General features: G+C 44.5%; 6 protein-coding genes. All 6 read left to right on the forward strand.

Annotated elements, in window-relative coordinates; translation table 11 throughout:
- The first annotated feature begins 151 nt into the window (after positions 1 to 151).
- Positions 152 to 12709, forward strand: coding sequence for a T9SS type B sorting domain-containing protein (locus I595_RS09635; RefSeq protein ID WP_054559220.1), 12558 nt, complete (start codon positions 152 to 154; stop codon positions 12707 to 12709).
- 215 nt (positions 12710 to 12924) lie between these two features.
- Positions 12925 to 16134, forward strand: coding sequence for a DUF11 domain-containing protein (locus tag I595_RS17145; RefSeq protein ID WP_083467563.1), 3210 nt, complete (start codon positions 12925 to 12927; stop codon positions 16132 to 16134).
- 258 nt (positions 16135 to 16392) lie between these two features.
- On the forward strand, positions 16393 to 17289 hold the full coding sequence (locus tag I595_RS09645; RefSeq protein WP_054559221.1) for an ABC transporter ATP-binding protein: 897 nt from the start codon (positions 16393 to 16395) through the stop codon (positions 17287 to 17289).
- A 6-nt stretch (positions 17290 to 17295) separates the two neighbouring features.
- Positions 17296 to 18129, forward strand: a complete 834-nt coding sequence (locus tag I595_RS09650) for an ABC transporter permease (RefSeq protein ID WP_054559222.1) — start codon at positions 17296 to 17298, stop codon at positions 18127 to 18129.
- 29 nt (positions 18130 to 18158) lie between these two features.
- Positions 18159 to 19892: a T9SS type B sorting domain-containing protein gene (locus I595_RS09655; RefSeq protein ID WP_054559223.1), complete on the forward strand. Its 1734-nt coding sequence runs from the start codon at positions 18159 to 18161 to the stop codon at positions 19890 to 19892.
- A gap of 43 nt (positions 19893 to 19935) precedes the next feature.
- Positions 19936 to 21924 carry an excinuclease ABC subunit UvrB gene (gene uvrB / locus I595_RS09660; protein WP_054559224.1) on the forward strand — a complete coding sequence of 663 codons (1989 nt, stop codon included), beginning with the start codon at positions 19936 to 19938 and terminating at the stop codon, positions 21922 to 21924.
- The last annotated feature ends 42 nt before the right edge of the window (positions 21925 to 21966 follow it).

A 21966-nucleotide genomic window follows, 5' to 3' on the forward strand; every position in this document is an offset into this window, starting at 1 on the left:
TTATATCCATTGGGTTTTTTAAGCTTTCTTACCTGTTTTGGACAGTTACCAACAACCTAAGCCAGTTTTACAACATAATGTTGCCCAACGCCGGTGGCTGTAGTTTTTTTGAAGTTAGGTATAAAGTGCGAAGGCACAAAAATTATCGTAAATGAACCAAAGAGTACTGTTTTTTCTGTTGACCATAATGCTAAGTTTTTCGGCATTTTCCCAATTAAGCGACCTTCATTATTTACCACCTTTAAAGCAGGGCCAAAATAACGCAGGTATCAGGGACCAAGCGATCTACCTATCCACACCGGAACCTACAATGTTTACGGTCAACGTATATAGAGGCACCAGTACAACACCCTGGAGATCTTACAACATTAATAATACCAACCCAGCGGTCATAGATGAAACCCAAGGACTTACTGATGGTGACAATAACATTACCTTGGTAAACAATGACAATACCGGTGTTGTGCTAACCAACAGCGGTCTACGATTTGAATCGACCACTGGAGATCGATTTTATGTCAACTACAGGGGGAATTCATCGGCTCAGGCCGCGTCATTGACCTCTAAGGGTAGAGTTGCCATGGGACAACGGTTTAAATGGGGCGGCGTGCCTAATTTAGGTGGTAGGCACCCGTCTAAATCCAACACGCTGGGCATTATGGCCACAGAGGATAATACCACCATCACACTATCCGGGTACGACCCTGATTGTACTTTTCGTATGGGAACCGATGCCAACGGCATTACAGCAGATACGTACACGATAACCCTTAACGCCAATGAATCCTTTGTTTTTGAGAACTATGTGGGCAATGTAAACCCTCCCTCCTTAGCCCAGCAACAAGGATGGTTAGGTGCTACCATAGAATCTGACAGGGACATTGTCATTAGTAACGGCTCCATTAACTTTGGACGGCAAGTTGGTCAAGGTAACCGGGATGCCGGTATCGATCAACCCGTACCAGAAAACAGACTTGGTAAGGAATATGTTTTTGTACGCGGAAATGGCGAGACTGCAGGACGTACGGAATTCCCCGTTATCATTGCTACGGCAGATAACACCCAAATTTTTGTAAACGGTAATCCTACACCTGTTGCCACCATAAACAATGGAGATTTTTTTGAAATTCCAAGTAATCTCTACTCCTCCAATACGGTAGGTGCCAATATGCTGGTACAGACCTCCAAAGATGCCTATGCCTATCAATGTTTGGCAGGTGCTAGTGAGGTGTACACCCAAGGACTCAATTTTGTGGCACCCGTAAACTGTTTATTACCGGATGTCATGGACAATATCCCGGATATCCGCAATATGGCAGGTACCCAAGTTACAGGTGGGATGACCATTATTGCCGCGGTAAACACGCCAGATGCAAATATCCAAGTAACCGATGGCAACGGCCCAGTGACCCTGCCAGCTTCTGTCCCGGTTACAGGGTCTACAGACTGGAAAACATTTTATGTACCCAATCTTTCCGGGAACGTAAGCGTACAATCCACCGGTCCCATGGCGGTCGGGTTTTTTGGGTTTAATGGTGCTCGTGGCGTTGCCGGATATTTTTCAGGCTTTGATACCGTTCCAGAAGTAAACCTAGAAATCCGTGGTGGTACGGGTTGTTTTGTGGGATCGGAAATTTTTGAGGCTACCGCCAATTTTGATGCCTACCAATGGTATGGTGATGGTATGCTCATACCTGGTGCCAATAGTGTCAACTATGCACCAACCACGGCCGGAGACTATTTTGTGCGGGGTACCAAGGGCCCATGTACCTATGACAGCCAACCCATACAGGCGTTATACTGTGACCCAGACATTATACTCAATAAAACCGTTGACCGCCCTGAAATTATGGAAGGGGAAACTGCGGTATTCACCATACAGGTAAGAAACTTGGGCGTTGGCCCCGTGACCAACCTCCAGATAACGGATAACATACCAGCCGGATTAAGCTTGGAAAATGCATACACCCTTAATGGTAGCTGGAGTGGAAATACTTGGAACATTGGGACATTAAACGGCGGCGGTACGGCCGTATTGGAGTTAACGGTCAGAGGTGATGAAATAGCAACCGTACCATTTTTAAACCTCACGAATATTGCTTCAAATAGTCAAAATGAAACCGACGCAAACATTACGGAGGATACCCCAATTGCACATATTATAGTACACAATGATTTTGATAATGATGGTGTTAGGGACTATGTGGATTTAGATGATGATAATGATGGAATTTATGATGAGGAAGAGTGCTCAGATTTCTTGCTGAACGGTAACTTTGAATCAAATGCAGGCCTTAATAACGGCAACAACTTTGTTATGCCACTTGGGTGGCAGGTTACCTCCGGTGTTCCAAACATTGTTTTGGTAGATGGCCTCAATGGAAACTACGAATATGGAAGAGGTGGTCCCGAGTTTGATGCCAATGGAGATGCTGGCCATTATTTTGACATAAATGGTGATGGCTCCGTTTATCAATCGTTTACCGTTACAGAAACTACGAACGTAGTTTTTGGTAGTTATGCTACCTCAAGGGACAACGCTTCTGGTCCAATTGAACTTCAAATTGTTTCCGGAACAGGTGTTGGGGGTGCCGTATTGGGATCTACGGGTTCCGTATTACTGCAAAACAACAACTCTTGGTCCTATTTGGAAGCAACGGCAACACTCCCTCCCGGTACCTATACCTTTGTGGCCATAATGGACAATTTCACCAATATAGACAACGCATTTGTTTGTGGAGATGTAGATGGTGATGGGCTTTTGGGAAGAATTGATTTGGATAGTGACGGGGATGGCTGCTCTGACGCAAATGAATTCTATAAAGATGAAAATGCGGATGGTTCTGACGATCAAGTCTTTGGAACTGGAGCACCTGTGGTAGACAGCAGTAATGGTACGGTGATCGGAGCTTCTTATAACAGGGTGTTGGCTCCTGAAATTTTATTGGGTAATACCTCTGAAGATTTGGCAGGTATTGATATTAATGGACAAGACGTTAGCTTGGGCCAAACGTATGAATATGTGCTTCGTTTCCAAAACACAGGGGATGATGATGCTGTCAATTACTCCATTAGAAATGTACTACCACCCAATGTGACCTTTAATGCGGTGGATGTTACAGATGCGCCTGGAACAACACATTCTTTTGACCTTGCTACCAACACCTTGGTTTTTGATGTTCCAAATAATCTTGTCGAAATTGGAGACCCAGGTTATAGCATAAGGATAGAAGTTACCATTGCTCTGAATTGTTCGGATTTTGTGAATGCCTGTTCCTCTAATTTGGAGAACAACGCCTTTTCAACATATCAGGGCGTACTTAACCCATCTACTTTTACCGATGATAACGGATCAGCGTCTATTTCAGGTTGTCCCAGAACTGCACAGATCGCAAGTAATTCCATACTAAACGATCTCTCCAATTGTAATGAAGCCAGAACAGTACAATTATGTGGTGATGATGTCCTGTTACAGGCAGGAACTGGATTTACAACCTATAACTGGGTATTGGATACCAATGGCAATAACCAAGTGGATGCAGGGGATACCGTACTTGCCAATGGTCCGCAGAACACCCTAACAGTGACCGATATCGGCAATTACATCGTTGAAAAATCGTCTAACGGTAGCTGTCCAGACTTGGTAGAACGTATTACGGTAGAGCGCTTTGGAAGTACCCAGAGCAATCCCATTGTATCCTATTTCAACCAAGTAAATAGTGATAATAATCCTGATAATGACATACAGGGTGAAATTGTGACCTGTTCCATTGACGGTGATCTTTTGCCTAAAATTTTCCTTTGTGGAGCAGGTGATCAAACAACGATTCAACTTGGAATAACAGATGCGCAAAGTATTGCTTGGGAGGTATTGGACGAAACCAGTTGTGGTGCAACAGGAGATGATTGTGCCAACAAAAACGGTACATGTTCCTGGAACTCCGTTGCCAATGGAGATACTTTTACAGCGACGGATAGCGGTGAATACAGGGTAGTCATCAACTATCAAAATGGCTGTTTTTCCCGTTTTTACTTTAATGTTTTCAGAAATGAACTTGACCTAAACTATACCAATGACGACATTTTGTGTGCAACTCCTGGCAACATTAGAATTACCAATGTCGGCGCAGGATATGGCTATAGTTTGATAGATGTTGCAAACAATACAACGGTTATTCCTTTTTCCGCCAACAACGGTCCCAATTTCGATATCACCACCAGTGGCACCTATCGGGTACAGGTGGTACAGTTGAATCCGAGCACCAATGCTCCAATAGCTAATAGCTGTATTTTTGAAACACCAGATATTGGAATTCTAGAAAGAAACTTTAGTGTTTCCGTTTCAGCTACGGCTGCGGACTGCAATTCCCTGGGCACTATATCCATACAAGCTTTGAATGCCCTGCCCAATTACAGTTATGAAATACGACTAAATGATGGTAGCAACGGTGGACTAGGTTCTTTGGTGGCAAACCAGCCCACATCAAATGATAACACCCATGTTTTCCAGAACCTAAATCCAGGGGAATATAATGTGATAAGCACAACACAAGATGGTTGTTCCGATATGCAATCGATTACGGTTGATGAAATTGATGAGTTAACCTTAACTGCCATTGCCATTAACAACATAACTTGTAATGCTGGGGTAGTAAATTTATCACCATCGGGTGGCCTTCCCTCCCCTAGTTACGAAATGGCCATTTGGAGCAAAGACGGCACCAATCTATATACTGATGAAAACGCCATTCCAGATAGTGCTTTTCAAACCAATGGGAACTTCTTGTTTGGCTTTAGAGGGGTACCAACCCCTACCTATTTCCCCAATGAAGAAGGAGATTACATTTTTATCGTTAGGGATGGTAATGGATGTTTTGCCCAATCTAACAGCGTAAGGGTAGAGGACCTAGGGGCCTTATCCATTTCCGCAACCAATACCGATATTGTTTGTGCAGATTCCAGTACGGCCAGCCTAACGGTTAACGTTAGCGGAGGCACCGCACCATATGAGTACAGTTTGGATGGGGGAACCACCTACCAAAACGGTGATACTTTTGTCAACCTAGCAGCTGGGTTATATGAAATTACGGTTAGGGACTCCAGCAGCGCGGACGATGCCGATAAATGCGTGGCAACCTTTGACTATGAAATTGTACAGCCATTCCGCTTAACAGCATCCGCTACTATTATTGAAGATGCTTCCTGTGATCCCAATGGCGCCTTGGTTAAGATACTAAACCCAAATGGAGGGCAGGCACCTTATGAATTTAGTTTTGATGGCGGGGCCTCCTTCTCTACAATCGATCAACAGCGGTTGCCCGCAGGTAACTATCAATTTATGGTACGGGATGCCCTTGGCTGCACGTTTAATACGGAACTTACGGTACCAACCCCAATAACCCAACCTAGTTTTAGCAGTGCGGTTACCTATGATTGCGCAGGTATGGGAACCATTGAGATTACCCCATCAAACACCACAGACTTTACGTATGCCTATAGTCTAAACGGAACCCCAAATGCACCTACCAATAATAATATCTTTATTGGCCAAAGCAGCGGCACTTACAATGTGGCCATTGACTATTCCAGTAACCTTACACCAGACCAAAGTACCTTGTTCCTAGAAACCTTTGGTGCCGGCCCCAACACCCAAATAGGGGAAGTTGGCCCGGGGTATTGCTATGAACCTCAAAGTGGCATGGCTACCGCCTGTAATTTGGGTCCAGCTGGTATTTTGGTGGACGGTGAATACGTGGTGACCAACTTTGTGACCAACCCCATTGCGGTTTATAGAAATCCCAATGACCATACCGGATTGACCAATGGTCGTTTCTTTGCCATCCACCCAAGCAACAACCTGGTGGGGAGCAACAGTATATTGTGGTCTAGGGAAAACCTTGAGGTGCTGCCCAACCAAGATATTACCATTACCTTTTACGCCTACAACCTCAGACAAACTGGGTCTGCGGGCAACAATCCAGAAATTGCGGTTGAATTATTGGACAACGGCGGTTCTATTATCAACAGCACCATTACCGCTGAGATTCCCAAGAACAACAATGCAAACGATTGGCATGAGCGTACGGTAACCTTTAATCCAGGAGCCAATTCCGTAGTCAATATTGTCCTACGAAGTAACCAACCCAGCGATGATGGCAATGAACTCATTTTAGACGATATTCAGGCAACGCAACTTGCGGAAACCTGTGATGCAACAGCCAACCTTACGGTCGTTGTGGAAGACAATCAAGCATTTGAAGCCAACCTTTTGAATACCATTGAACCATCTTGTGATGGTGCAGCGGATGGTTCCATTCGCTTTGAGGTGAACAACTTTGATGCTGCTACCGGGTTTGAGTATTCCACGGACGGAACCACTTGGACAACCGCTATGGCCTCACCAATCACTACGGCAGCCAACTTGGCAGCAGGGAGTTATACGGTTTCTGTAAGAAGGTTAAATGACACCTCTTGTACCACAACGTTCCCAGCAACCCTGACCGCACCACCGGCCATTGTACCAACTCTGGCACAAACGGCAGATTTCACCTGTTTTAATTCCGGTGCAACTCTAGAGGCCGCTGCAACTGGTGGTAGTTCCGGATACCAATATCAATTGGAAGATACCAGTGGTGGTATTATTGTTCCTTTCCAAACCAATACGGCCTTTAACAATATTCCTGATGGCACCTATTTGGTAAGGGTATCGGACACCAATGGATGTGATGTACTCTTGCCCTTGACGAATGCCGTTACCGTAGCTGCTCCAACAGCCGTAGTTTTTGATACGACGGAAACAGCATGTTATGCAGGAAGCAATAACGGTTCTATTCTGGTCAACGTTACCGCTGGTAATGGAAATTATGAGTTCCGCATCAATTCGGGACCATGGATAACCCCTCCAACGGCAACGGACACCAGCTATACCTTCAGCGGCCTTTCAGAGGGTACTTACGATATTGAGGTACGTGACCAACTTGGTTGTCCTACGACAGCCAATACACAAAGCGTGGTCATCAGTCCACAATTGGTAGTAGACGTGGTAGTTACCGACCTTAGCTCGTGTAATGACGGAGAAATTACCGTGAACGCCATAGGTGGCAATGGAACCTTACTGTACGCCATCGTTCCTGCAAATTCTGACCCCACAGGTTTATTCGTAACCTCTAACAGCCTTACCATTACGGAGGCCATGGCCACATCCAACCCAGGGGGATATGATGTGCACGTTCAAGACAACAACGGAGCTCCTGCCCTTTGTACGTTCTTGGAAGAAGATATTATGTTAACCCCGGTAGCGCCCTTGGCGGTAACGGTAACACCAACAGATCCATTATGTTTTGATGGTTTGGGTAACATAGCCATTTCGGTTACCGGTGGTACGGCACCGTATAGCTATACACTAACGGATTTATCTCCGGCAGACGGTATCGATTACGGAAGAAACAGTGCTAACCTTTCCGTAAACAATTTAGACTATAACGGAATCGGCGTAGGAGATTATGAAGTCACCATTATAGATACCAATGGATGTGCCGTTACCTCCACCCTATCCACCATCAACAACGCCGTTGAAATAACTGCGGATGTCCTTCCCATTCTACCGGCAGCATGTGCAAGTACAGTGGAAAGTGATTTTGGTTTTGAATTTGATAATGTTATTGCGCCAGCAGGAACCGTAGAATACAGTAATGACGGCGGAACCACTTGGCAAAGCTCCCCAGAATTAAGGGGTTCCGTGGGCAATCCCACCTTCTCTGGAACCGAGGTATTCCCTTCCATTAGGGTTGAAGTCGCTACTGGTGTATACTGTCAGAAAGATTTTGATAGGTATATTATTCCCTTTCCTTTGGATGATTTGGACATTACCTTGTCCGCAATTGTCATAGGTTGTAATGATTTACAAGTAACTGTTGAAGGTAGTGAAGGTGATGGAACCAGCGGATATGACTATACCTACACGGACGATCCCGCCAATTTTAGCACTTTTATTACAGATCCCAATGTCTGGGTAGAGAACGTGCCCGCCGGTACGGCGCATACGTTTGCCAATATTGACCCTACTACCCCACAATACCCGGAAGTACCGCTTCTGGTACCAGGTAGGACCTATGTATTTTATGTAAGGGATGGTGCAGGATGTATCAGACAGAGTAACGTCAATGTTAATGATATCCCGGGAATTGGGCTACCTATTGACGTGACCACAGATATCACACCAAGTTGTGATGCATCGGCAAATGGTGCCATTACCTTTAACCTAAACCCAACGGTTACACATCCAAGCATGCGATGGGAAGTCTTCCAATTGGGCAACCCATTGCCCATAGAAGTGAGTGGTGGCGGTGCAACGGCAGCAAACGTTCCCTACAGTGCCAGTATTTCAACAACGGTACCGCTTGCGGAGGGCGAATACTATATTGATGTTATCCAGGTTGATGCCTCTAATGTGGACGCCTGCCGTGGCGGTGGCGAAAATGCCTATGTGCCAGAGTTGGCCCCATTAACTGCGGTGGCAACGGCAACAAGGGATATTTCCTGTAATCTGCCCGGACTTATTTCCATTACTGGAATTTCGGGCGGCGGTGGCCAGCCTTATGCCTATGACGTTACTGGTCCTGCAGGATTTACGGCTCTTAGCGGCACCACGGACAATCCTGTGGAAATACCCGTAAACTCCCCTGCGGGCAGTTACACGGTGACCTTGCATGACCAATATGGCTGTTCCGTAACTTTAAATCCGGTCAATTTAGACCTTGCCCCCAACCCAACAATAACGGTAACCAAGGACAACTGTGAAGCGCCCATCACCGTAACCGCGGTGGGTACTTCTGCCGCCGGTAATATGAGATATGCCATGGTGGCCACTGGTAGCGCCGCACCTAGCACATTTGCCAACAACGGGGGGATTTTCAATAATGTGTCCCCAGGAACTTACGATGTATATGTTATTGATGGCAACGGTTGTACCGCGGTAAGTACTGCTTTTGTAGTACACGAGGTACTTTCGGCAACTGCGTCATTAACAAAACTTTTGGATTGCACACCGTCACCAGAGGGTGTTATTACTATTGATATTACCAATGGTTCAGGCAGTTATGAATATAGCATTACGAACACCGCAGGGGCTCCCAACGTGAGCCAAATCGCTGTTCCAGGTACTACTTTTGACTATTTGACCACATTGCCCGGGGAATATACCATTACCATTTTTGATACCAATACCCCGAATAGTGGTGTTTGTGATAGAATCTTTACCATAGAAGTTCCAGCAAGGGTGGAACCCATTATCGATCCGGCAATAGTCGCCAATGATGTGAGCTGTATTGGAGCCAATGATGGTAGTATCACCATAAGGACAACAAATGGAGCAGCTGCACCGTATACCTTTGAAATTACGGAAATGGATGGGGTGCCTACCAGCATCTTACCCACAAGCACATCCGGTAATTCTGCAGAATTTACAGCTTTGGCACCTACCACTACGGCAGCTGGTTATGTGGTTACCGTTACCGGTAACCCCGCCACCAATAACTGTAGTGTAAACAGTGTGGCCATTAGCATCAATGAGCCCGCTGCCATAACCATACCAACACCAACGGTGGTCGCTTTTGGATGTACCTCCGGTAATACCGTAAACAATGCATCCATCACTGTAAATGATGTTTCACCTTTTGTCCAAGGGGGCAGCGGTACTTATGTGCGTTACGAGTTTATAGAAGAAGATGACCCAAATACCGTGGCCATAGAACCTGCGGTAACTGTACAGACGGGTACCAACACAACCTTTATTGAAACAGACCCCGCTGGCGGTGTCTACACCATCAACGTTTATGATGACAACGGATGTGTGGGCAGCACGACGGCAACAATACCGGCTTTTGACAGCATGGACAACATCTCTGTACAGGTAGATGATGCCATTAGTTGTATCAATTTAGGTGAGGATATCCGTATTGATGTTGTTGGTAACTTGACCAACAGTACGGCAAACCCAGCAAACTATGAATTTAGAATGTTGCCCACAGGTACGACGCAAACATCTAACATTTTCACGGACCTCCAACCCAACACCTATACTTTTGAGGTAAGCAACTTGGCTACGGGCTGCAGCACCACGGTCACCCATACCGTTGAAGCTCCCAACACCTTTGACGTACAGGTGGAAAAATTGGCCGATGTGGTCTGTTTTGGAGGTGATGGCAGTATACGCTTAACCATGAGTGATGCCACTTACAGCGGTAATTTCAATTGGAATGTCTTTGATACCAATGGAACGCCCAATGATCGTTCGGATGACGGTGCGGCGATCCGTTCTGGCACCGTAACCGGATTTGGACCTTCCACCTCAATTTTGGTTCCTGCAGGAAATTACATTGTTGAGGTCACCCAAGACGGATTCCCCAATTGTGCACAAATACGTTCGTTCAACATCACAACACCAAGTGCACCTATCTCCTTGGACACGCTAGCATTGGGGCAAGTAGGTTGTGGTAATGACCAAGGTAGCGCATCAATCAATCCGCTTGGTGGTGAAGCACCGTATGATATCATATTAACCAATACGACCACCGGTAGCATCCTCAACATTGTACAGGTGAATGAACACAACTTCCAAAATCTATCTGCCGGAGATTATACCGTAGCGGTAACGGATGCCCTTGGATGTACGGAAACGTTTACCAATGCATTTACACTGTTGTTACCGGACCCCATTGTTGCCAATATTGCAGCTACCACTTTGGAATGTCAAGGAGATACTGATGCTTCCGTTTCCGTAAGTGTAAATCCTAGGAACCTAAGTGCCAACTATAGATATATTTTGAATCGCTATTCAGATAGTTCCGGGACAACCCTTGAACAAAGCTCGGCTTCACAGAGCCTTCCAAGCTTTACAAATCTTGGGGCTGGTTTTTATAGCGTCCGTGTTTTGGATGATATGGACTGTGAGTTTGAGACCAACATTTTGGAAATCATAGACCCAGTAGTTACCAGGGGACAACTCACCACCCTGGCATCCTTAAGTTGTTTGGTAGGTGCGGAACTGCAGCTCCAAGGTTTGGGCGGAACAGCGCCTTATAGCTGGAGTGCGGATGGAGTCACTTTTGCGGCCATGAATGAAATCAACGGTGCAAATACGCACACCTTCCAGAATGTTGGTCCGGGTACCTATCAATATTTCATACAGGACAGTTTTAACTGTATCTCTGTAGTTTCCAATAGCGTAACCGTAGAGTCCATTGATGTACTAACGGTCACATTAGACACCACAGCCGCAAATATCAATTGTAATGGTGATAGTACAGCCCTTATCGAGGCTGAAGCGGACGGAGGACTCGGAAACTACCAATATGGATTGTTCTCTGATGCGGCCCTTGGCAATGAAATAAGACCCTACCAAATATCCGGTGTTTTTGCAGACTTGCCACAAGGCACCTATTATGTGAGTGTGCTGAGTGAGGACTGCCAAGTCACTTCAGAGGCGGTAACGATAACGGAACCAGAGGCCTTACAAATAACACCAACCATTACTGATATTAGCTGTAGTGGGGCAGATGACGGCAGCGTTGTAATTGATGCCATTGGTGGAACCGGAGATTACCAATACGCCATTTCACCTAATTTAAATCAGTTTGATGATGTAAATACCTTTGATGAGCTAACCGCAGGAGATTACAGCATCATCGTGCAAGATGCCAATGGTTGCTTTGAGTTCATTGAATTTACCATCACAGAACCTACTGTAGTGGAAATGGAAGTTTCCACCACACCAGAAATTTGTGTAGGAGAGGAAAATGGTTCCATTACCATAACACCTTCCGGAGGTACCGCTCCGTACAGCACGAGCTTAAATAGCAATGCGGATGGTGACTTTGAAGATGGTAGGTTGGTTTATGATGACCTTGCCAGTGGCACCTATGTAGTTTTTGTTAGGGACGCCAATGGATGTACCATCAATGAAATCATTGAAATTGATGCAGGTGCAAACCTAAATGCGACCACCGAGGTGAGCTACGAATGCGCTGGGGACATCCCCAATAATAGGGTAAGCCTCACCTTTGAAGACCCATCCGTAATGGACGATGTATTATTTGGCCTAGATACGGTAGACCCCGGACAAATGGTCTTGGAGCCCAACTTTGAGAATTTGGCGCCTGGGGAACACTTTATAACCATTGCGCATGCCAACGGGTGTATTAATACGGTGACCTTTGAGATTGAGAATTTTATGCCTTTGTTGTTGACATCGGAGCAAAGCAATCTCAACGAGATAACTGCCTTTGCATCTGGTGGCCGTGAAGGATATACCTATTATTTCGATGGGGAAAACTATGGTACGGAAAATACCTTCTTTATCAACAGAACGGATACGTTTACCGTACGAGTGGTGGATGAGAACGGTTGCGAGGCTATTTCAGAGATCTTTATGGAGTTCATAGATATTGAAATCCCTACCTTCTTTACGCCAGACGGTGACGGATTGAACGATACCTGGTTGCCCAGAAATATTGAACAGTACCCTAACCTTTTCATCCATATTTTTGACCGTTACGGTAGAAAAGTGTATCAATTGGAAGATAATCCAGAGGGATGGAACGGATTGTACAACGATACCAATTTACCATCAGGAGACTATTGGTACATTATCAAGTTAAACGGAGAAAGTGACCAAAGGGAATTTATTGGCCATTTCACGCTCTACCGATAATTAAATCAATAATAAGTCATATAAAGAGTCTCTTGAATATCTAATTCAAGAGACTTTTATTTTGGCTCTAAATCGAGTGCTAGACTACATTTATCGATAAAATACAACAGCTATTAGGTTTTTCACAACAAACAATTGTGATTCAACCCCATACCCAAGTATCTTGCCTAAAGTACAATTCAAAGAACCCTTCAAACCAATACTATTTCATAAAAATGAAGCAACTTCTTTTTCTGATACTATTACTGTTCACTTCGTTTGGTTATGCTCAACTGAGTGATTTGCATTATTTACCACCATTAAAGCAAGGGGGGAATAATCAAGCAATCCAACAACAGTCAGTTTATTTATCTACCCCAGAGATAACTCCATTTACGGTTTTTATATATAGAGGAACTAGTACAACAGCAATTGCTAATTTCACCATTTCCAACGCATCCCCGCAAGAATATGTTTTAGGCAATGGGGATAATAATATAACCTTAGTAACAAATGCTAATACCGGAGTAGTTCTTAATAATGCCGGTCTTCGTTTCGAAGCTCCCAGTGGAAATAGCTTTTATGTTAATTACAGAGGAGTTTCGGGTTCGCAAGCTGCTTCATTAACGGCCAAAGGTAGGGCTGCTATGGGGCAAAACTTCAAATGGGGTGGCGTACCCAATCTAGGAACACATTCTTCAAAATCGAACACTTTAGGTATTATGGCAACTGAAGATAATACTACTATAACGCTTTCAGGTTATAATCCAGACTGTACTTTTAGATTAGGTAGTGATAGTGATGGAATTACAGATAATAGCTATCAAATAATACTAGATGAAAATGAATCTTTCGTTTTTGAAGCATATTTAGGAAATACATTTAGTTTGGCTCAAAGTGAAGGATGGATTGGGGCTTCTGTAAATTCTGATAAAGATATTGTGATAAGTAATGGAATGCTGAACTATGGGAGACAAGCCAACGCCACAAATAGAGATGCAGGTATGGATCAACCTGTTCCAGAGGATAGATTGGGTAAAGAATATGTTTTTGTTAGAGCCGGAGGAACTGATGCAAATGAATTTCCAATAATTATTGCTACCCAAAATAATACTCAAATTTTTGTCAATGGTGCCTTAACCCCAATGGCAACGATTAATAGCGGCGAATTTTTTATGGTACCTGGCAGTAATTATTCTTCCAGTACTCCTGGGGCTAATATGTATGTGCGTGTTTCAAAAGATGCCTATGCCTACCAGAATATTGCTGGTAGTACAGGTATTCAAACCGCTGGACTAAATTTTGTAGCACCTCTCAACTGTTTAATTCCAGATACAGTAAATAATATTCCAGATATAACTGATGCTGCCAATACAACTTTAACAGGCGGCATTACCATTATTGCATCAACAACAACCCCAGATTCTAACATTGTTGTTACAGATGGCACAGGTATAGTTACCATGCCCGCTTCAAATTCTGTTGCTGGCAATTCAGATTGGAAGACATTTTATATACCTAATCTTAGCGGAAATGTTGATGTGCAATCTACTGGACCTATTGCTGTCGGATTTTTTGGGGTTAATAGTAATAGAGGTATTGCTGGATATTTTTCAGGTTTTGATGTAGCCCCAAATGTAGATTTACAAATAACTGGGACCCAATGTTTGCCCGGCGCAAGCTTAGAAATTATAGGAGAAGTGTTTGATGCCTATCAATGGTATGGTGATGGGGAACTCATTGTCGGAGCTACAAACACTACTTACAATCCAACAGTAGCAGGTGATTATTTTGTAAGAGTAACTAAAGGTCCATGTACCTATGATTCCAATACACTAGCAGCTTATTATTGCGACCCAGATATTGAATTAATAAAAACAGCGGACGCTACAACAATAAATGAAGGAGAAACGGTAACCTTTACAATTACGGTTCAAAACTATGCCGTTGACCCTGCGACGAATTTAGTGGTAACCGATGTGTTGCCGGCAGGGTTAACCTTGGTCTCCGCCACTCCAAGCACAGGCTCTTGGAGCTCACCAAATTGGACCATAGGTACTTTGACTAGCGGCACTTTGGAAACCATTAATATTACAGCGATAGCTGACAGTAACAACACAGCAACCCAAAGCCAATGGGTCGCCAACATAGCTACGAATAACCAAGATCAAGTAGATAGTAACATTACCCCAGACCTTGCGTCGGTAGCCGTAATCATTAATAACGATTTTGATGCAGACGGAGTAATGGATGTGAACGACTTGGACGACGATAATGACGGAATCCAAGACTGTGTAGAATCAAACAGAAGTATAAATAATGGGGTCTTTGGATGGTATTTCAATTCACCATCCGGTACCGTTGCCATGGACAACGTTTATGACCCAGGCATCAACTCTTGGTTTCTAACCCAGGCCTCTAACATTACTTTTAGCGGTATTTCGGCGAGTACTCCAAGTAGTGCCTTACAAATCAACAATATACCCTCAAGTAGTTATGAAGAAGCTTTTGCCAATGACGAGTATATTGAAGTTTCATTTACCACTGCAGGTGATTTGGCCAACCCGGTTCTCCAAAACATTAATTTTGGATGGTATCAACCATCTGGAGGTAATTCTTATAGTTTAAGCGCGAGGCTTTCTGCAGATGGTTTCACATCCAGCATACCTACGGTTACAGATTTGGCCGTTGTCAATGACGGAGCTACCTACCAAGTATTTGATTTGTTGGATGAACCTATACTTCCGCTTAACCCAAATACCACATACACGCTAAGGATTTATGTTTATGGACAAAATAATGACGGTTTTAGCTATTCCCTTTTCGACGATGTTAATTTTACCATCTCATCTTGTGAAGGAATAAACAGTGATGGTGACACCGTTTTAGACAGTTATGATCTTGACTCTGATAACGATGGTTGCTCTGATGCCAATGAAGCCTATAACGATAGGAATGCGGACGGTGGTGATGGCGAAGCCTACGGAACCGGAACACCACCAGCTACAAACCCTGACGGCACCGTTACTGCTGCCACCTATCCGGCACCAGCCGATATGGACACCAATGGCACCTTTGATTTTCAAGAAAGTGGGGCTGCCCCTAACATTAGCGTGCAACCATTGGATGAAAAAGTGTTTCTGCCCAATAATGGCTCCTTTGGCATTACGGAATCCAATACGGATAACTTCCAGTGGCAGGTAAGCATAGATGGTGGTCTGGTTTTCAATGATATTAGTGATGGGGCAGAATATACGGGCACACAAACCGATGTTTTGACCGTTCTTAATCCCAATCTCAATAAAAACGGCTATATCTATCGGGTTAGGTTAACCAATGACAGCTTTATATGTGGGGAGACCTTCTCCAACACAGCTGTGCTCAACGTTGGCCCTAGGTCTATTATCACCAACCGTAGGATTACCTTTAGGGTAAACCCCAACTAATTAATGGCCTTTAGCAATCCCAATATCCTTGCTCAATGAACATGGAACAGGTAGTTTCTACCCTACCTATTGAAAAATAGTCAACCAAAACATACTATAATGCTACAGGGTGAGCTTATGTAAATCGCACTACCTACAATCCTTGCCATTGCCAGTACATGGCAAATAGAACGCACAGCTAACAAGAATTATGGCTAGGGGTGTAACAAAACCCTGTCTCGGTCGTCCTGTGAATATAACAACCAAAAACATCCTAACTTGGAAACGATACTCACGGTGACCAACCTCACCAAAAAGTTTGGCAGTTTAATCGCCGTCAATGATTTATCCTTTACCATTGAAAAAGGGAACGTTTACGGTATCCTAGGGCCAAACGGCAGCGGAAAATCCACCACTCTGGGCATTATACTCAATGTAGTCAATAAGACTACAGGGGAATTTCATTGGTTTGATGGTAGCAGCTCAACGCATCAAGCCTTAAAAAAAGTAGGGGCCATTATTGAACGTCCCAATTTTTATCCATACATGACCGCCATCCAAAATCTTAAATTGGTCTGTAAAATAAAAGAGGTTTCAGAAACCAAAATTGAAGAAAAGCTGGAACTAGTTGGTTTGCTGGACAGAAAACACAGTAAGTTTCGCACGTATTCGCTAGGGATGAAGCAGCGTTTGGCCATAGCTTCTGCCCTCCTCAATGATCCAGAAATCCTAATTCTAGATGAGCCCACAAACGGCTTAGACCCACAAGGTATTCATCAAATTAGGGAAATCATCAAAAAAATTGCTTCACAGGGAACCACTATTTTATTGGCATCACATCTACTGGACGAGGTAGAAAAGGTGTGTAGCCATGTGGTCATTCTTAGAAAAGGGGTGAAACTCTACTCGGGCCCCGTGGATAGCATGTTGGCCAGTCATGGTTTTTTTGAGTTAAGGAGCCAACAAAAGGAAGCACTCCTTGCCTTTCTACGTGCTCACCACAGTTTTACCAAAATCCAGGAAACGGACAACATGATCACCGCATTCGTAAATCAAGAACTGGCCGCAGAGGAGCTCAATAAAGCGTTGTTCAAGGAAGGTATCTTTCTGTCGCATCTCGTTAAAAGACGGGAAAGTTTGGAGGAACAATTTTTGCAACTAACCAAAAACCAATAGCAAGGCATGTTACGATTATTACAAATAGAATTTATCAAACTCTGGAACAACAGGGCTAGCAAAGTCTTGATTACTTCCTACTTTTTGTTGCTGACCTCCATTGCACTTGTAGCAGCCATTAAGTTTGATATTGGCCCTGTGAAATTTCACCTTGCGGAAATAGGTATTTTTAATTTCCCCTACATCTGGCACTTTAACACCTTTATCACCGCATTTTTTAAATTGTTTTTGGCGATAGTCATTGTCTCCATGATGGCCAATGAGTACAGCAACAAGACCATAAAGCAAAACCTGATTGACGGACTTTCCAAAAAAGAATTCATCCTGTCCAAGTTTTTGACCGTCATATCCTTTGCTTTGGTATCCACGGTTTTTCTCTTTATCGTTTCCCTGACTTTAGGACTTTTTTATTCCGACTATAACGAATGGTCCATCATATTGTCCGACCTGGAATTTGTACTTGCATTTTTTATGAAATTGGTAGGCTTTTTCTCCTTCTGTCTTTTTTTGGGGATTTTGGTAAAACGGTCTGCCTTTGCCCTAGGGTTTTTGTTTATTTGGCAGGTACTGGAGGGCATCATCAGGGGGCTGATTCGCTGGAAACTATTTGACAAGGATACCACTGAAATTATCATGGGATTTTTTCCACTGCAGTCCATGTTCAACCTCATTAAAGAGCCTTTTACCAGATTGGAGGCCGTACAGACGGTGGCTGACCAAGTAGGGGAACAAATAGCCTTGAACTACCAGGTGCATTGGTATGAAGTCTTGATTGTAATGGCATGGACGGCTATTTTCATCTATTCATCCTACGCATTATTAAAAAAGCGTGATTTGTAGTATCTTGGGGTATTGCACTAGAACGCCCTATGAAAAAGACCTTACTACTGTGTTACCTGTGGTTGCCATGTGTCTTTATATGGGGGCAGGAATGTCCAGATTTACTCAGTCCCGTAAACGGTGCCACAAACGTTGCGGTTGATGCCACCATTACCTGGGAGGCCGTTGATGGTATACCCGGTTATATCATTAGTTTGGGAACTACACCTGGCTCCAATGATATTGCCCAGACATCAGTAGGCAGTGCAACCTCTTATACCCCTCCGTTGGGACTGCCGGAAAACACCCAGATTTATGTGACCATTACCTTGGACTTCCTGTTTCAAGGGGGTACGGATATTGTTTGCCCAAGCCAGTCTTTCACCACGGAGGATGTCACCACCGTACCAGAATGTGCGGAGGTTCGCATTCCGGAAAATGGCTCCACAGGGGTAAGCGTCTTCACCAATATTATCTGGGATTATGTGCCCACGGCCACCTTATACGATGTGTTCATAGGAACTACCCCTGGGGCCTCTGACGTGGCCGTTGCGTTAGATGTGCCCAATCTCACCTATAACCCTCCCGGGGAACTGGACCCCAATACTACCTTTTATGTCCGTGTCGTTGCAAAAAATGAAAATGGTATTGCCATAAATTGCGACGAATTTAGTTTTACCACCGGGGTATTGGCGCCATTGCCCAGCTGCACCAATATGATCAGTCCGGCAGATGGTGCACTAAATGTACCCCTTACCCCCTTACTGGAATGGAATCCTGTGGCAGGTGCAACTGGATACCGGGTTACCATAGGCTCATCACCCTCCGCAAGTGATGTTTTGGATAATGCCGTATTTACCATGAACAGCACCTTCGTTATCGATTTTGAACCCAACAGGACCTTTTTTATCACCATAATTCCCTTTAATGCTTCCGGGGACGCCATTGGCTGCGGACAGGAAACTTTTTCCACATTACTGGGCTGCGGGCCTTTTCTGGACCGTGATACTGGGGAGTTTGTCACGCTTAGCCCAGAATTGGAGTTGCCAACTGTGTTTTCCTTCTGCGAAAATGACGATCCCCTGACACTTAGTGCTCCAAGCGGGGCAGATGGGTACCGCTGGTTTTCTGTAGACCCTTTTGACAATGAACGCTTGATCTCCGAAAGCAACGAAATAACCATTGATGCCACGGGAGCCTATTACCTAGAAGCCTATACCTTGGTATCACAACCCGGTGGGGTTATTGAATGTCCTACCCTGCTCCCTTTTGAGGTAGTTTCCTCAGAAATTGCCACCATTGACCGGCTAAATATTACCGAGAGTGCGCTTGGACTAAGGATTGAGGTTGAGGCATCTGGTGGCGGCGACTATGAGTATGCCATTGATGCTATCGACGGCCCCTACCAAGATAGCCCTGTCTTTAATGATATAGCACCAGGAAGCAGAACCATTTATGTACGGGACAAAAACGGTTGTGGCATTGCAGAGGAAAGCTTTGTACAAGATCTGACGGTAGAAGGATTTCCTAAATTTTTTACGCCAACCGGGGACACCATCAACGATACTTGGCAGTTTATACAGCCACAGGAAGGAGACCCCATTGTATTGCAAAGCATACAGGTTTTTGATCGCTACGGCAAACTACTGGCGCAGTTTTCACCAGACTCACCTGGTTGGGACGGTACTTTTAATGGCAGGCCCATGCCCGCTGGTGGCTATTGGTTCCGGGCCGTGGATGACCTTAACCGGGTGGTGCAGGGTTTTTTTACCTTGAAACGCTAGTTTTAATTACCCAGGTGAGTAATGGCTTTCGTATTTTTACCTTATGAAGTTTCAGGTTGTATCAGATTTTAAGCCTACGGGCGACCAACCCCAGGCCATAGCAAAACTTTCTAACGGCATAGAAGCCAAGGAACCCCACCAAACCCTACTCGGGGTAACGGGTTCGGGAAAAACCTTTACCGTAGCCAATGTAGTGGCAGAAGTACAGCGCCCCACCTTGGTTTTGGCACATAATAAAACACTGGCAGCACAATTATATTCCGAGTTTAAACAATTTTTCCCCAACAATGCAGTGGAATATTTTGTCTCCTATTATGATTATTACCAACCAGAAGCCTATATCCCCACAAGTGGAACGTATATCGAAAAAGATCTATCCATTAATGAGGATATAGAAAAGCTCAGGCTCAGCACTACCTCTTCACTTCTTTCTGGGAGAAGGGATGTGCTCGTGGTTGCCTCGGTATCCTGCTTATACGGCATCGGTAATCCCATCGAATTTCAAAAAAACGTCATTTCCATTCAACGGGACCAAGTAATTTCCAGGACCAAATTCCTAAAACAATTGGTTCAGAGCCTATATTCTAGGACCACGGCAGACTTTAGAAATGGGAACTTCAGGGTCAAAGGTGATGTGGTGGATGTATTCCCCGGTTATGCGGACCACGCTTTTCGTATTCATTTCTTTGGCGATGAAATTGAAGAAATTGAAGCCCTTGACCCCTTTAACAACAAGGTCATAGAGGTATACGACAGTTTAAACATCTATCCAGCAAATATGTTCGTGACCTCGCCAGATGTCTTGCAGAATGCCATCCACAATATACAGGACGACCTTGTCAAACAAATAGAATACTTTAAGGAAATAGGACGCCCATTGGAAGCCAAACGGTTGGAGGAACGCACTAATTTTGATTTGGAGATGATTCGTGAACTGGGCTATTGTTCCGGTATTGAAAACTACTCCAGATATTTGGACGGGAGGGAACCGGGCACAAGGCCCTTTTGCCTATTGGATTATTTTCCTAATGATTACCTCACTATTATAGACGAAAGCCATGTAACCATTCCACAGGTGCACGCCATGTACGGCGGCGACCGTTCTAGGAAAGAAAACTTGGTGGACTACGGATTTCGTTTGCCAGCGGCCATGGACAACCGGCCGTTAAAGTTTGAAGAATTTGAGGCCCTACAAAACCAAGTCATCTACGTAAGTGCAACCCCTGCAGATTATGAGTTACAACTGTGCGAAGGAGTCTATGTGGAACAGGTGATACGCCCAACGGGACTGCTGGACCCAATTATAGAGGTCCGGCCCAGCCTTAACCAAATTGATGACCTTATAGAGGAAATTCAAAAAAGGGTAGAACTGGACGAGCGTACACTGGTGACCACCCTCACCAAAAGAATGGCAGAAGAGCTGACCAAATACCTGTCCAGAATTGATGTACGCTGCCGCTACATCCATAGTGATGTGGACACCTTGGAACGGGTGGAAATCATGCAAGATTTGCGGAAAGGCATTTTTGATGTGCTCATTGGGGTAAATCTGCTAAGGGAAGGGCTTGACTTACCCGAGGTTTCCCTTGTAGCCATCATTGATGCGGATAAGGAAGGTTTTTTAAGAAGTAACCGTTCCCTAACGCAAACTGTAGGCCGGGCAGCCAGACATTTAAACGGAAGGGCCATTATGTATGCGGATAAGATTACTGAAAGCATGCAAAAGACCATTGATGAGACCAATTACCGTCGTGAAAAACAAATAGCCTATAATACCAAGCATAAACTGGTACCAAAGGCACTGAACAAAAGTTTGGATAGTGCTTTGGCCAAAAACTCCGTATCTACCTACCACTATCAAAAAGAGGAACTACGGGCTGCAGAACCCGACATGGACTACCTTACCCCCGAACAAAAAGCCAAAATTGTCCAGGAAAAACGTAAAGCCATGGAAAAAGCTGCAAAGGAGTTAAATTTTATGGAAGCGGCCAAACTACGGGATGAGATTAAAATGTTGCAAGAGCAGGATTAAAATTTTCAAAGAACGCCAACATCCATAAACAAAAAGAGCGCT

The organism is Croceitalea dokdonensis DOKDO 023 (assembly GCF_001306415.1).
Taxonomy (GTDB): domain Bacteria; phylum Bacteroidota; class Bacteroidia; order Flavobacteriales; family Flavobacteriaceae; genus Croceitalea; species Croceitalea dokdonensis.

Excerpts from the sequence above, each read along its gene's own strand:
- I595_RS09635 (WP_054559220.1), top strand. The coding sequence starts at position 152 with ATGAACCAAAGAGTACTGTTTTTTCTGTTGACCATAATGCTAAGTTTT.
- I595_RS17145 (WP_083467563.1), top strand. The coding sequence starts at position 12,925 with ATGAAGCAACTTCTTTTTCTGATACTATTACTGTTCACTTCGTTTGGT.
- I595_RS09650 (WP_054559222.1), top strand. The coding sequence starts at position 17,296 with ATGTTACGATTATTACAAATAGAATTTATCAAACTCTGGAACAACAGG.
- I595_RS09655 (WP_054559223.1), top strand. The coding sequence starts at position 18,159 with ATGAAAAAGACCTTACTACTGTGTTACCTGTGGTTGCCATGTGTCTTT.
- uvrB (WP_054559224.1), top strand. The coding sequence starts at position 19,936 with ATGAAGTTTCAGGTTGTATCAGATTTTAAGCCTACGGGCGACCAACCC.